Genomic DNA, 13,360 nt, shown 5'->3' with positions numbered 1-13,360 from the left:
CCCAAGAAGGCCGGCACCCCGGTGAACAGTGCTTACTTGGCGGTACCGAGGAAGTCCTGCAGGCGGCCGATGCCGGTGGCCAGGTCCTCGTCGCCGAGCGCGTAGGAGAGGCGTACGAAGCCGGAGGGGCCGAATGCTTCACCGGGAACGATGGCTACCTCCACCTTGTCCAGCACCAGCGCAGCCAGTTCGGCAGAGGTGGACGGGCGGACGCCGTCGATCTCCTTGCCCAGCAGCCCGCGGACATCCGCGTAGGCGTAGAAGGCGCCCTTCGGCGTCGGGCATTCGATACCTTCGATGGCGTTGAGCCCGTCGACCATGGCCTTGCGGCGGCGGTCGAAGGCGACCTTCATCTCGTCCACCGCCGTCAGCGGCCCGGAGACGGCGGCCAGCGCCGCCATCTGCGAGACGTTCGCGACGTTGGAGGTGGCATGGGACTGCATGTTGGTGGCGGCCTTGATGACATCCTTTGGGCCGACCATCCAGCCCACCCGCCAGCCGGTCATGGCATAGGTCTTGGCTACACCGTTGAGGATCACAACCTTGTCGCCGAGCTCCGGAGCTGCCGTGGCAATGGAAGTGAACGGCACGCCGTCGTACGTGAGGTGTTCGTAGATTTCGTCGGTAATGACCCACAAGCCCTTGGAGGCAGCCCACCGGCCGATTTCCGCAACCTGATCCGGCGAGTACACGGCACCGGTGGGGTTGGACGGCGAAACAAACAGCAGGACTTTGGTGTTCTTGGTCACCGCTGCTTCAAGCTGGTCGATGTTCACCAGATAGCCCTGTTCGGGGCCGGCAAAAATCTCTACCGGGACACCGCCGGCAAGCCGGATTGCTTCCGGGTAGGTGGTCCAGTACGGGGTCGGCACCAGAACCTCGTCCCCCGGATCCAACAGCGTGGCGAAGGATTCATAGACGGCCTGCTTGCCGCCGTTGGTGACCAGCACCTGCGCGGGATCCACCTGGTATCCCGAGTCCCGCATCGTCTTCTCGGCAATAGCCTGCTTCAGCTCCGGAAGCCCGCCGGCGGGGGAGTAGCGGTGGAACCGCGGCTCGCGGGCGGCCTTCACGGCGGCCTCGACAACGTAGTCCGGGGTGGGGAAGTCCGGCTCGCCTGCGCCGAAGCCGATGACCGGACGCCCGGCTGCCTTCAGTGCCTTGGCTTTTGCGTCAACAGCCAGGGTGGCGGATTCGGCGATGGAGGCTATGCGCTGTGAGATGCGCGCGTTGGCAGGCATGGGTTTCCCGTCTTTGAGGCGTCAGAACAAATGGTCCATGGCCCAGTTTAGGGGCTTGCCCCGCGGCCTGTCCTGCTCTATGCCGGGAAAAGCGCTTAGATGAATGCCCTGCAAGCCGTTCGGTTTAATAACGACGCCGGAAATGTTGCATAATGGAGAGTCGCTTGGTGAAGGCGGCATGAGGGCTGGTTCGACGTGAGGGTTTCCCTGACGTAGACTTAGACCTCGGTGTTGAAAAACGCCATGATGGTTTGCGCCCGTATTCCGGGAGCTTGCCTCTTGGTTTCAACGCATAGGGTAGTGGCGCAATTGGTAGCGCAGCGGTCTCCAAAACCGCAGGTTGCAGGTTCGAGTCCTGTCTGCCCTGCGCATAACCGTCTTGGGACGGGAAGCAGCAGTTCAGCAATTCAAAGTATGAAGCTAGCGGCGTTGCCGGCCTCCGCCGGCGGGCCGTGTACCGGACTAGATGAGTGAGGCACAGGTTGACCGAAACGGCTGCCAACAGCTCCAAGGGACGCCCCTCAGGCAGGAAGTCCGACAAGCGCGGATTCTTCGGCAAGATCGTCCTGTTCGTCCGCCAGGTAATCGGTGAGCTGAAAAAGGTGGTCACACCTACCCGCAAGGAACTGCTGAATTACACCCTCGTGGTGATCGCCTTCGTGGTCATCATGATGCTGATCGTGACAGTTTTGGATCTGGCTTTCGGCCAGGGCTCGCTCTACATCTTCGGTGACGGAGCGCCCGAACGGTAGCGTCTTTGCTCAGGATTCTGCCGTGTGCACCGGAGACGGCAACGCGCCGGGCCTGAGGATCAGGCGCCATTGAATCAAAAGAGCTGAAGAAGAAAGCAGGAAGCTAAGTGTCCGAGCAGGAACTCGAGTCGCAGACCACCGAGGAAACCGCTGATCTGGAAGCCGAGGATCAGGCTACTGAGACCGGTGCCGATCAGGCACCGGCTTCCGACGTTCCCGGGGAAGTTTCCGAGGAAACGGAACCGGCCGACGAAGCAACCGTTGAAACCGCACCGGCCGAAGGCGAAGAGCCGGCCGAAGGCGATGAGCCCGACGCAGAGGCTTCCGCAGTGGAGCCCGCCGCGGCCCCTGAAGAGGATCCGGTCGAGGCGTTCCGCGCGAAGCTGCGCCGCCAGGAGGGTGACTGGTACGTTATCCACTCGTACGCTGGCTACGAAAACCGTGTGAAGGTCAATCTGGAGACCCGTATCCAGACCCTGAACATGGAGGACTACATCTTCGAGATCCAGGTCCCCATGGAAGAGGTCGTGGAGATCAAGAACACCACGCGCAAGATCGTCAACCGCGTGCGCATCCCCGGCTACGTGCTGGTCCGCATGGAACTGACGGACGCTTCGTGGGGCGCCGTACGCCACACTCCCGGTGTCACCGGCTTTGTTGGTAACGCCCACAACCCGGTTCCGCTGAGCCTGAACGAAGTGTTCTCCATGCTGGAGCACACCGTCACCGCAGGCAAGACCGAGGGTGGCAAGCCCACCAAGGCCGCCCAGCCCTCGGCTCCCATCACGGTGGACTTCGAGGTCGGCGAATCGGTCACGGTCAACGACGGTCCGTTCGAGACCCTGCCTGCGACGATCTCCGAGATCAAGCCGGAATCCCAGCAGCTGGTGGTACTGGTGACCATCTTCGAGCGCGAGACCCCGGTGACGCTCTCGTTCAACCAGGTCACCAAGATCCAGTAGTAAAGACTTCGCGCAGCCCGGCCCGCTTTAGCCGGACCTGCGCGGGCGGCCGCCACGCCATGGCGGCCAAACCGCCGCCGGCACGCTCCTGTGTCTGCGGTACGTAAATTAGAGAAGGACCCGATATGGCCCCGAAGAAAAAGGTCACCGGCCTCATCAAGCTGCAGATCCAGGCAGGCGCCGCTAACCCGGCACCGCCGATTGGTCCGGCACTTGGTCAGCACGGTGTCAACATCATGGAATTCTGCAAGGCGTACAACGCCGCTACGGAAGCCCAGCGCGGAAATGTGATCCCGGTTGAAATCACGGTTTACGAAGACCGTTCCTTCACCTTCATCACCAAGACCCCGCCGGCTGCAGAACTGATCAAGAAGGCTGCTGGCGTGCAGAAGGGTTCCGCAACCCCGCACACCACCAAGGTAGCCAAGCTGACCCAGGCTCAGGTTGAAGAGATCGCTTCCACCAAGATGGATGACCTCAACGCCAACGACATCCAGGCTGCTGCCAAGATCATCGCCGGCACCGCCCGCTCCATGGGCATCACTGTCGAGGGCTAATTCCCCTAGGCGTTTACGCTGAAAGGCCTGAGGTTTTCCGAGGCCGGAAAGCAAACAAGACAAAACTAAAGAACGACGGCGCCGAACGCCACCTTTTGAAGGTGGCAACGCCGTCGTAGTGGCAGGGCCGGGCGCGGTCCGCAGACCACAACTGCACAAGGAGAAAAAGCAGATGGCAAAGCGCAGCAAAGCATATGAGGCAGCTGTAGCCAAGATCGAGGCGGACAAGCAGTACGCCCCGGTCGAGGCAATCACCCTGGCGAAGGAAAGCAATCCTTCCAAGTTCGACGCCACCGTTGAGGTTGCACTGCGCCTCAGCGTCGACCCCCGCAAGGCTGACCAGATGGTCCGCGGTACGGTCAACCTGCCGCACGGCACCGGTAAGACCGCCCGCGTCCTGGTTTTCGCCACCGGTGACAAGGCTGAAGCCGCAATCGCGGCCGGCGCCGACTTCGTTGGTTCCGATGACCTGATCGAAAAGATCCAGGGCGGCTGGACCGACTTCGACGCCGCCGTGGCAACCCCGGACCTGATGGGCAAGGTTGGACGCCTCGGTAAGGTTCTCGGCCCGCGTAACCTGATGCCGAACCCGAAGACCGGCACCGTGACCCCTGATGTGGCTAAGGCTGTCAATGACATCAAGGGTGGCAAGATCGACTTCCGCGTCGACAAGCACGCCAACCTTCACTTCATCATTGGCAAGGTGTCCTTCGATACCAGCAAGCTGGTGGAGAACTACGCAGCCGCACTGGAAGAGGTGCTTCGCCTGAAGCCGTCCGCTTCCAAGGGCCGCTACATCTCGAAGGCCACCGTGGCGACGACCTTCGGCCCGGGCATCTCCATGGACCCGAACGTCACCAAGGTTTCCACCGAAGCCTAAGGAAGCAATCCTTCCGGATTTTCCACAACAGAACGGCCCAGCATCACGCTGTGGCCGTTCTGTTCATTTAAGCGGCGCTGACCCAAGCGGGCACTGACCCGGCCAGGGCGCCGGTCACTGTTGCCGGCAACCGGCTAGGACTTGGCTACCAGCACGCGGTCAAAGACGAGCCCCGTCGCCTGGGCCTGGACATAGATGTCCACGACGTCCACGGCCCAGTCCTGTGCGCTCCATTCGGACGGCCGGGAGAAACCGGACAGCGATCCGCCCAGCAGCTCACCCCCGTATACAACGGCGAAGACGGTATTGATGGCCTTCTGGCCGCGCCACCCCACTGCCGCGGCGGTTCCGTATGCTGCTCCCCACATAGCTCCGATGGCGAAATGCGCACTGTAGTTCAGCAGTTTACGTCCGCGGATGGACTTGACCTTCACCGGCAGGAACTTCTCCGCCAGCTCTGCGGGCGCATAACTTTCCGGGCGTCCAGTGATCGGCATTTCCACCAGCCTCTGGAAAGCTGTCATGACCGCGGTCCCGACCATTCCTGCCAGCATGCCGCGGCCGATGTGCGCCAGTGCTCGTTTTCCAGCGCGTGCGGTCAAGAGCTCCATACTGCATGGTAGGGCCGTCGGGGCGAACCCGGAAAAGGCTTTGTCGGAAAAGCCTGATGCCGCTGGCATCGAATTAGTGGAGCAGGTAATCTGATTGAGGAAGGTCAATTACTCGAGCGAGGGACGCCATGTCGACGACGTCGGTCACCATGCAGTCCATCCGCATTCCCGACTCGTTGGAAGCCAGGGATGCAGAGGATTTCGTTGCATCCTCTGAGCTGGCCAACCTGGTGACCGGCCTGCTGTGGGGCAATAATGACCTGTGGGTCAGCCCTGCCGCGCGGCTGGAGGGCGCCCGTCCCAATGATTACGAGCAGTCCTTGCTGTGGGCGGCCAAAGACGGGGACAGGCACGTTGGCCGTGCCGTCCTGGAAATGACGAAACAGGACAACCTGCACAACGCCTTCGTGCACGTCATGGTCCATCCCGGCTTCCGCGGACAGGGGATCGCACGCGAACTGCTGCGGACTGCCGAGGCCTCCGCCCAAGACCACGGCAGAAGAGTGCTGCAGTCCTATAGTGAACACCCTGCTGGCTTTGACCCGGAAGCGGCGGATGTCCTGCGGCCGAAGACGGGTGCGGGATCGTTGCCGGGAAGTTCGGCGGCCGTCCGCTTCGCTCGGAACAACGGGTATGAACTGGAGCAGGTTGAGCGCTTCAGTGTCCTCGCTCGTCCGGTGGAAGCCGCCAGGGTGGAGTCCTTGGAGTCGCTGGCTGCTGCGAAGGCCACCGGTTACCGGCTGGTGGTTTGGGAAGACGCCTGCCCGGAGGAATTCGTCGACCAGTATGCCCTGCTGCGGCAGAGAATGAGCACGGATGTGCCGTTGGGCGAGATTGATTATCAGGAGGAAGCCTGGGACCGCGCGAGGGTACGCCAAGGCGAAGAGGAACTTCGACGTAAAGGTGGCCACTCCCTCGTCACCGCGGCCCTGCATGTCCCGAGTAGGGAACTCGCCGGACATACTTTTTTGGATTACTACCCGGAGAAGCCGGACGTTATTTACCAGGAGGACACCCTCGTCCTGCGCGCCCACCGCGGCCACAGCCTGGGCATGCTGATGAAGGCGCATAACCTGCTGCGGGTCGGCAGGCTATGGCCTGAGGGGGAGCGCTTGCTGACATGGAACGCTGCCGAGAACCAGCACATGCTCACCATCAACGATGCCCTGGGGTTTGTCCCTGCCGGGTATGAGGCGGCATGGCAGAAAAAGGCGGGCGCCGGCGCCTGACCGGTTGCCACGGTATGGCCGATTTGGACGTGGCCAACCCTTCGCGTAAGCTTGAACTACCAAAGACCGTCGGTCGTTGATTTCCCCTAAGAATTCAACCGAAAGTCCCATGCCTGGGACGGCCTGCGCAGGTGAACGAAGCAATCCTCCATATCCGGTGCTGCCGGATCTGTGAAGGCCAAGCCCCGTGCATCTGCCCGGGGCGTTTTTTATGCGTGCGACCCGAACCACCGGCACTATTCCCCGGAAGGAGGGTTATGGCAACGCCAAACAAGGTGGCAGCAGTTGAAGAGATCACCACTGATTTCAAGGAATCCAACGCTGCAGTCCTAACCGAATACCGCGGGCTTACCGTTGCACAGCTCAAGGAGCTGCGTGTTTCTCTCGGCCAGGAGACCAAGTTCTCCGTCGTCAAGAACACCCTGACTGGCATTGCAGCCAAGGAAGCCGGCATCGATGCATTCGATGACCAGCTCTCCGGACCCACTGCTATCGCCTTCATCAAGGGTGACGCTGTTGCAGCCGCAAAGTCCCTGACGGATTTCGCAAAGTCCAACCCGCAGCTCGTCATCAAGACCGGTTTCTTCGAGGGCAAAGCCCTGGACGCACCCGGTGTTGCAGCGCTGGCCGCACTCGAGTCCCGTGAGTTCCAGCTGGCACGCGTTGCCGGCGTCCTCAAGGCCCCGATGGCTGCCCTGGCCCGCACTGTCGAGGCACTGCGCGTCAAGCAGGAGGAGAACGGCGGTGCGGCAGACACTGCTGCTGCCGAAGCTCCGGCCGCAGAAGCACCTGCTGCTGAAGAAGCTCCCGCTGCCGAGGCAACCGAGGCTCCGGCCGAGGCTGCTGCCGAAGAGAAGTAAAACTCTCTTCCCAATCCACAACTCTTGGTGCGCGGCCAATGCGCTGAACACCACCTATAGGAAGGACGCCAACCATGGCGAAGCTCACCAACGAAGAGCTCATTGAAGCTTTCAAGGAACTGTCCATCATCGAGCTCTCCGACTTCGTGAAGCTCTTCGAAGAGACCTTCGACGTTACGGCTGCTGCCGTTGCCGTTGCTGGCCCCGCCGCCGGTGGCGCCGCTGAGGCTGCTGAAGAGCAGACCGAATTCGACGTTATCCTCGAAGCTGCTGGCGACAAGAAGATCGCAGTGATCAAGGAAGTTCGCGCCCTGACCTCCCTGGGCCTGAAGGAAGCCAAGGACGTTGTCGACAGCGCTCCGAAGGCTGTTCTCGAAGGTGCAACCAAGGAAGCTGCCGACAAGGCCAAGGAAGCTCTCGAAGCTGCCGGCGCCACCGTCACGGTCAAGTAAGCTTTTCGCAACACCCAAAAGAGCCCCGCACTCAGGTGCGGGGCTCTTTTGTCTGCTCTGGCGGAACGCCGAGGCGTTATTCCGGATCGCTGATATCCGCGACAGTAGCGTTCAGCGCCTTGATCAGAGCATCAGAATCCACAAAGGCAGAGTAGCCGTGCTCACCGGCACCCATGGAGATGCGCCGGCCGGTGATCGCGGCATCGGCATAGACCGGCCAGGCCGTGGTGCTGCCCAGCGGCGTGATAGTACCGCGCTGATAGCCGGTCGCCTCGAAGGCGACGTCGGCAGCAGGCATCGACAGCTTGTTCACCCCGAGCAAGGCGCGCAGCTTCGGCCAGGAGATCTGCCGGTCCCCGGGAATCAGCGCGAACAGGAACGTGCCGTCTTTGTGCTTCACCACGAGCGACTTGACGATATCAGCGGGTGCGATCCCGAGCAGCTGCGCCGCCTCCACCAGGCTCCGAGCCGCCGGACGTGCGATCAATTCCACGTCCAGCTCGCGGTCGCCCGCGTCGGCTAGGAACCTGTCCTTGCCGGTGGCAATGTCAGTCACCGGCTACTCCTCGTCGCGGTACAGCAGGAGCGCCTCGCCCTGGCCTCCGCCGCCGCACAGCGAAACGGCGGCCTTGCCCTGCCTGCGGCGCTTAAGCTCATGGGCTGCATGCAGCGCCAGCCGTGCGCCGGAGGCTCCGATCGGATGCCCCAGTGCGATGGCGCCGCCGTGGAGGTTGCACTTCTCCAGCGGGTAATCCAGATCCTTCAGCGACTGCACGGCAACGGAACCGAAGGCCTCGTTGATTTCGATGAAGTCTAGGTCCGAGGTGCTCCAGCCGGCGCGCTTCAGGGCCTGAGCAATGGCATTGGACGGCTGTGAATGCAGGGAGGTGTCCGGCCCGGCCACCTGGCCGGGTTTGCCGACGACGGCGAGCCACTCAAGTCCGTTGTCTTCGGCATAACCGCGGGTCGCCAGCACGACGGCGGCTGCGCCGTCGGAAAGCGGTGACGAGTTGCCTGCCGTGATGGTGCCGTCCTTGTCAAAGGCCGGCCTCAGCGGCGCCAGCGATTCCACCGTGGTCTGGGGGCGGATACCTTCGTCCTTGGTCAGCACCAGATCATCGCCCTTGCGCTGGGGGACCGTGACGGGGACGATCTCCGCATCGAACACACCGGATTCGGCGGCAGCGGCGGCGCGTTGGTGCGATGCCGCAGCCACTTCGTCCTGGGCGGTGCGGTCGATACTCAGTTCGGTATTCCGCCGTTCCGTTGAGGCACCCATCGACTCGTGGTCGAAAGCATCGGTCAGCCCGTCATGGGCCACTGAGTCGATGACGTTGATGTTGCCGTAGGTCCAGCCCTGCCGGGAACCGGGGAGGACATGCGGTCCGTTGGTCATGGACTCCTGGCCGCCGGCAACTACTACCTCTGCCTCGCCCGCGCGGATCAAGCGGGCCGCATCGGTGATCGCCGCGAGGCCGGAGAGGCACACCTTGTTGATGGTCACGGTGGGAACGTCCCACCCGATGCCGGCTCCGATGGCGCTCTGGCGGGCCGGATTCTGCCCGGCGCCAGCCTGGATGACCTGTCCCATGATGACCGAGTCGACGTTCTCCGCCGGCACGCCGGAGCGCTCGAGGGCCGCCGCGATGGCCTTGCTGCCGAGCTCGACGGCGCTGAAACCCGCCAGCTGTCCGTTGAGCCGGCCCTGCGGAGTGCGGGCACCGCCGAGAATTACCACGTCGTTTCTGTTACCTGACACTGTCCTGTGCTCGCTTTCATCCTTGAAATAGCTGTTCCCGACAGGCTACAGTTAGCTGGCGCGGGAGTTCGATATGCTTCCAATCTGTGGAACGCGGCAACAGCCGCAGATGTTCCGCAGAATGGCCGCCGCAGGATAAGCAGGGAAGCTGCTGCAGGGGAGCCGCGCGGAAGACAAAGCGCTCCGTTGGCAGGGGAGCAGGGCCGGCGCCGGAGATTACGATTCGGCTTCCGCCGCCCGACACGCCGGAAGCAGTTCACCGGCGCAGACAGGCAACGGGATAGTCTGCCTGCTGGACAATTTAGGGGACGTGGCGTAGAGTATAAATCTGCGTCTTCCCTCTTAACCTTCAGCCTTCATATAGCGGTGGGCTTTGCCACGCCTTCCTGTATTTAACAGGAATCCGGGCGGGCTTGGATCATATAGCGGATCCGGTCTGGTTGTGCTTGGCATCTCATGATGCCGGTAGTGCGGAAGCGCGTACAAGCCTGAAGGTCTGTGGAAGGATCCCTCTCTTGGTCGCCTCGAGCACCTCTAATACTGATACCGCTAACAGCCTGCTTGACGCTTCATCGAACGATGGCGCCACCCGCAGGATCTCATTCGCTAAGATTCACGAACCTCTGGACGTTCCCAATCTTCTCGCCCTGCAGACCCACAGCTTCGATTGGCTGGTCGGCAACGAGCGCTGGAAGACCCGCCTTGAGCAGGCGCTGGCCGAAGGCCAGAAGGGCATGGCCACGACGTCGGGTCTGGCGGACATCTTCGAAGAGATCTCCCCGATCGAGGACTTCCAGGGCACCATGTCCCTGAGCTTCTCCGAGCCGGAGTTCGCTGACCCGAAGTACACGATGGCGGAGTGCAAGGACCGCGACGCCACCTATTCCGCTCCGCTGTACGTCAAGGCGGAGTTCATGAACAACAACACGGGCGAAATCAAGCAGCAGACCGTGTTCATGGGCGACTTCCCGCTGATGACCGACAAGGGCACCTTCGTCATCAACGGCACCGAGCGCGTTGTCGTCTCCCAGCTGGTCCGTTCCCCGGGCGCCTACTTCGAGCGTTCCGCCGACAAGACCAGTGACAAGGACATCTTCACCGCCAAGATCATCCCGTCCCGCGGTGCATGGTTCGAACTGGAGATCGACAAGCGCGACCAGGTCGGCGTACGCCTCGACCGCAAGCGCAAGCAGTCCGTCACCGTCTTGCTGAAGGCCCTCGGCTGGACCGAAGGCCAGATCCTGGAGACCTTCGGCGAGTACGACTCCATCCGCGCCACGCTGGAGAAGGACACCACCGAGACCCAGGAAGACGCACTCCTGGACATCTACCGCAAGCTCCGTCCGGGCGAGCCGCCCACCGTGGAAGCTGCCCAGTCCCTGCTGGACAACCTCTACTTCAACCCGAAGCGCTACGATCTGGCCAAGGTTGGCCGCTACAAGATCAACCGCAAGCTGGGCATCGACAAGCCGCTGGATGATCCGGACGCATCTGTTCTGAACAATGACGACATTGTCGCCATGATCAAGTTCCTCGTAGCCCTGCACGCCGGCGAGAAGTCCATTCCGGGCAAGCGTGACGGCGAGGACCACGAGATCCGCGTCGAGGTCGACGACATCGACCACTTCGGCAACCGCCGCATCCGCGCCGTCGGTGAACTGATCGAGAACCAGGTCCGCACCGGTCTTTCCCGTATGGAGCGTGTCGTCCGCGAGCGGATGACCACCCAGGACGTGGAGGCCATTACTCCGCAGACCCTGATCAACATCCGTCCCGTTGTGGCAGCCATTAAGGAGTTCTTCGGAACCTCCCAGCTGTCCCAGTTCATGGACCAGAACAACCCGCTGGCCGGCCTGACGCACAAGCGCCGTCTGTCCGCGCTGGGCCCGGGTGGTCTGTCCCGTGACCGTGCAGGCATGGAAGTCCGTGACGTCCACCCGTCGCACTACGGACGTATGTGCCCCATCGAAACCCCTGAAGGCCCGAACATCGGCCTGATCGGTTCGCTGGCTTCCTACGGCCGCATCAACGCCTTCGGCTTCATCGAGACCCCGTACCGCAAGGTCGTGGACGGCCTGGTCACCGACCAGATCGACTACCTGACCGCGGATGACGAGATCGAGGCCGTGATCGCCCAGGCCAACGCGCCGCTGGACGAGGACAACCGCTTCTCCGAAGAGCTGGTCCTCTGCCGCGAACGCGGTGGCGGTGGCGAGCCGATCCTGACGGAGCCGGCCGAGATCGACTATATGGACGTTTCCCCGCGCCAGATGGTGTCCGTGGCAACCGCCCTGATCCCGTTCCTCGAGCACGACGACGCCAACCGCGCCCTCATGGGTGCGAACATGCAGCGCCAGGCTGTGCCGCTGCTGCGTTCGGAAGCTCCGCTGGTTGGTACCGGCATGGAGCGCTACGCCGCTGTCGACGCCGGTGACTCCGTGGTTGCCGCCAAGGCCGGTGTGGTCACCGAGGTTTCGGCTGACATGGTCACCACCTTGAACGACGACGGCACCGAGACGCACTACCCGATCATGAAGTTCGCGCGCTCCAACCAGGGCAACGCCTACAACCAGCGCGTGCTGGTTGCCGAGGGCCAGCGGGTGGAGGTCAAGAGCATCATCGCCGACGGTCCCTCCACGGACCAGGGCGAACTGGCTCTGGGCAAGAACCTGCTCGTTGCGTTCATGTCCTGGGAAGGCCACAACTACGAGGACGCGATCATCCTGAGCCAGCGCATCGTCTCCGACGACGTGCTGACCTCCATCCACATCGAGGAGCATGAGGTTGACGCCCGCGACACCAAGCTTGGTGCCGAGGAAATCACCCGTGACATCCCGAACGTGAGCGAAGAGGTCCTCTCCCAGCTGGACGAGCGCGGCATCATCCACATCGGTGCCGAGGTCGAAGCAGGCGACATCCTGGTTGGCCGTGTGACCCCGAAGGGTGAAACCGAGCTGACCCCCGAAGAGCGCCTGCTGCGCGCCATCTTCGGTGAGAAGTCGCGCGAAGTCCGCGACACCTCGCTGAAGGTTCCGCACGGCGAGTCCGGTACGGTCATCGGCGTGCGCATCTTCGAGCGCGACAACGACGACGAACTGCCCCCGGGCGTGAACCAGCTGGTCCGCGTCTACGTGGCACAGAAGCGTAAGATCACGGACGGCGACAAGCTCGCCGGCCGCCACGGCAACAAGGGCGTCATCTCCAAGATCCTGCCGATCGAGGACATGCCGTTCATGGAAGATGGCACTCCGGTGGACATCGTCCTCAACCCGCTGGGTGTTCCGGGCCGTATGAACGTCGGCCAGGTACTGGAAATCCACCTTGGCTGGGCCGCGAAGCAAGGCTGGACCATCGAAGGGGACCCGGATTGGGTCAAGAACCTGCCGAACCTGCCGCGCCAGAGTGGTTCAACCACCGTGGCCACCCCGGTCTTCGACGGTGCTTCCGAGCATGAGATCACCGGTCTGCTGGACTCGACCAACGTGACCCGCGACGGCGATCGCCTGATCGGTTCCTCCGGCAAGGCGCGTCTGTTCGACGGCCGCTCCGGCGAGCCGTTCCCGGACCCGATCTCCGTGGGCTACATGTACATCCTGAAGCTGCACCACCTTGTCGATGACAAGATCCACGCACGCTCCACCGGCCCGTACTCCATGATCACCCAGCAGCCGCTTGGTGGTAAGGCCCAGTTCGGTGGCCAGCGCTTCGGCGAAATGGAAGTGTGGGCTCTGGAAGCCTACGGTGCCGCGTACACCCTGCAGGAACTGCTGACCATCAAGTCCGACGACATCCACGGCCGCGTCAAGGTCTACGAAGCCATCGTCAAGGGCGAGAACATCCCCGAACCGGGTGTTCCGGAGTCCTTCAAGGTCTTGATCAAGGAAATGCAGTCGCTGTGCCTGAACGTGGAAGTCCTTTCCACGGACGGCACCACGATTGAAATGCGTGACTCGGATGAAGAAGTCTTCCGGGCCGCGGAGGAACTGGGTATCGATCTGTCCCGCGCAGAGCCCAGCTCCGTCGAAGAGGTCTAGATGAGCGGACCGGCACGGAACCT

General features: G+C 62.5%; 12 protein-coding genes and 1 tRNA gene. 9 read left to right on the top strand and 4 right to left on the bottom strand.

The window, feature by feature from the left end:
- Nucleotides 1–32: 32 nt before the first annotated feature.
- Entirely contained in the window at nucleotides 33–1,241 is a 1,209-nt protein-coding gene (locus J5251_RS19145; RefSeq protein WP_139005718.1) for a pyridoxal phosphate-dependent aminotransferase, read from the bottom strand.
- Between the two features lie 294 nt (nucleotides 1,242–1,535).
- On the opposite strand from J5251_RS19145, the gene J5251_RS19140 reads away from it, so the two are divergent.
- The 5 genes from J5251_RS19140 to rplA all read left to right on the top strand — a co-directional run bounded on the left by J5251_RS19140 (nucleotide 1,536) and on the right by rplA (nucleotide 4,392).
- A tRNA-Trp gene (locus J5251_RS19140) sits at nucleotides 1,536–1,608 on the top strand.
- Nucleotides 1,609–1,723: 115 nt separating this feature from the next.
- Entirely contained in the window at nucleotides 1,724–1,993 is a 270-nt protein-coding gene (secE, locus tag J5251_RS19135; protein WP_083339782.1) for a preprotein translocase subunit SecE, read from the top strand.
- Between the two features lie 107 nt (nucleotides 1,994–2,100).
- Entirely contained in the window at nucleotides 2,101–2,955 is an 855-nt protein-coding gene (gene nusG / locus J5251_RS19130; protein WP_139005719.1) for a transcription termination/antitermination protein NusG, read from the top strand.
- 125 nt (nucleotides 2,956–3,080) lie between these two features.
- Nucleotides 3,081–3,512 (top strand): 50S ribosomal protein L11, encoded by a 432-nt coding sequence (rplK, locus tag J5251_RS19125; protein ID WP_074701258.1) that lies wholly within the window; start codon nucleotides 3,081–3,083, stop codon nucleotides 3,510–3,512.
- Between the two features lie 172 nt (nucleotides 3,513–3,684).
- The gene (gene rplA / locus J5251_RS19120) at nucleotides 3,685–4,392 is read left to right on the top strand and encodes a 50S ribosomal protein L1 (protein ID WP_139005720.1); all 708 of its coding nucleotides are present in this window, start codon (nucleotides 3,685–3,687) and stop codon (nucleotides 4,390–4,392) included.
- Nucleotides 4,393–4,526: 134 nt separating this feature from the next.
- On the opposite strand, the gene J5251_RS19115 is transcribed toward rplA, so the two are convergent.
- Nucleotides 4,527–4,994, bottom strand: coding sequence for a hypothetical protein (locus J5251_RS19115; RefSeq protein ID WP_205676825.1), 468 nt, complete (start codon nucleotides 4,992–4,994; stop codon nucleotides 4,527–4,529).
- Between the two features lie 137 nt (nucleotides 4,995–5,131).
- Between J5251_RS19115 and J5251_RS19110 the strand changes: the two genes are divergently transcribed.
- The 3 genes from J5251_RS19110 to rplL all read left to right on the top strand — a co-directional run bounded on the left by J5251_RS19110 (nucleotide 5,132) and on the right by rplL (nucleotide 7,544).
- The gene (locus J5251_RS19110) at nucleotides 5,132–6,232 is read left to right on the top strand and encodes a GNAT family N-acetyltransferase (protein ID WP_240793114.1); all 1,101 of its coding nucleotides are present in this window, start codon (nucleotides 5,132–5,134) and stop codon (nucleotides 6,230–6,232) included.
- 257 nt (nucleotides 6,233–6,489) lie between these two features.
- On the top strand, nucleotides 6,490–7,092 hold the full coding sequence (rplJ, locus tag J5251_RS19105; protein WP_074701262.1) for a 50S ribosomal protein L10: 603 nt from the start codon (nucleotides 6,490–6,492) through the stop codon (nucleotides 7,090–7,092).
- A gap of 74 nt (nucleotides 7,093–7,166) precedes the next feature.
- Entirely contained in the window at nucleotides 7,167–7,544 is a 378-nt protein-coding gene (gene rplL / locus J5251_RS19100) for a 50S ribosomal protein L7/L12 (protein WP_074701263.1), read from the top strand.
- A 76-nt stretch (nucleotides 7,545–7,620) separates the two neighbouring features.
- On the opposite strand, the gene J5251_RS19095 is transcribed toward rplL, so the two are convergent.
- The gene (locus tag J5251_RS19095; RefSeq protein ID WP_139005722.1) at nucleotides 7,621–8,100 is read right to left on the bottom strand and encodes an aminoacyl-tRNA deacylase; all 480 of its coding nucleotides are present in this window, start codon (nucleotides 8,098–8,100) and stop codon (nucleotides 7,621–7,623) included.
- A gap of 3 nt (nucleotides 8,101–8,103) precedes the next feature.
- Entirely contained in the window at nucleotides 8,104–9,303 is a 1,200-nt protein-coding gene (locus tag J5251_RS19090) for an acetyl-CoA C-acetyltransferase (protein ID WP_208574867.1), read from the bottom strand.
- Between the two features lie 515 nt (nucleotides 9,304–9,818).
- Here J5251_RS19090 and rpoB point away from each other — a divergent pair.
- On the top strand, nucleotides 9,819–13,337 hold the full coding sequence (gene rpoB, locus J5251_RS19085) for a DNA-directed RNA polymerase subunit beta (RefSeq protein ID WP_139005724.1): 3,519 nt from the start codon (nucleotides 9,819–9,821) through the stop codon (nucleotides 13,335–13,337).
- Nucleotides 13,338–13,360 lie beyond the last annotated feature (23 nt).

Source organism: Arthrobacter crystallopoietes, assembly GCF_017603825.1.
GTDB lineage: Bacteria > Actinomycetota > Actinomycetes > Actinomycetales > Micrococcaceae > Crystallibacter > Crystallibacter crystallopoietes_B.
This window is presented reverse-complemented; position numbering and strand designations above follow the sequence as displayed.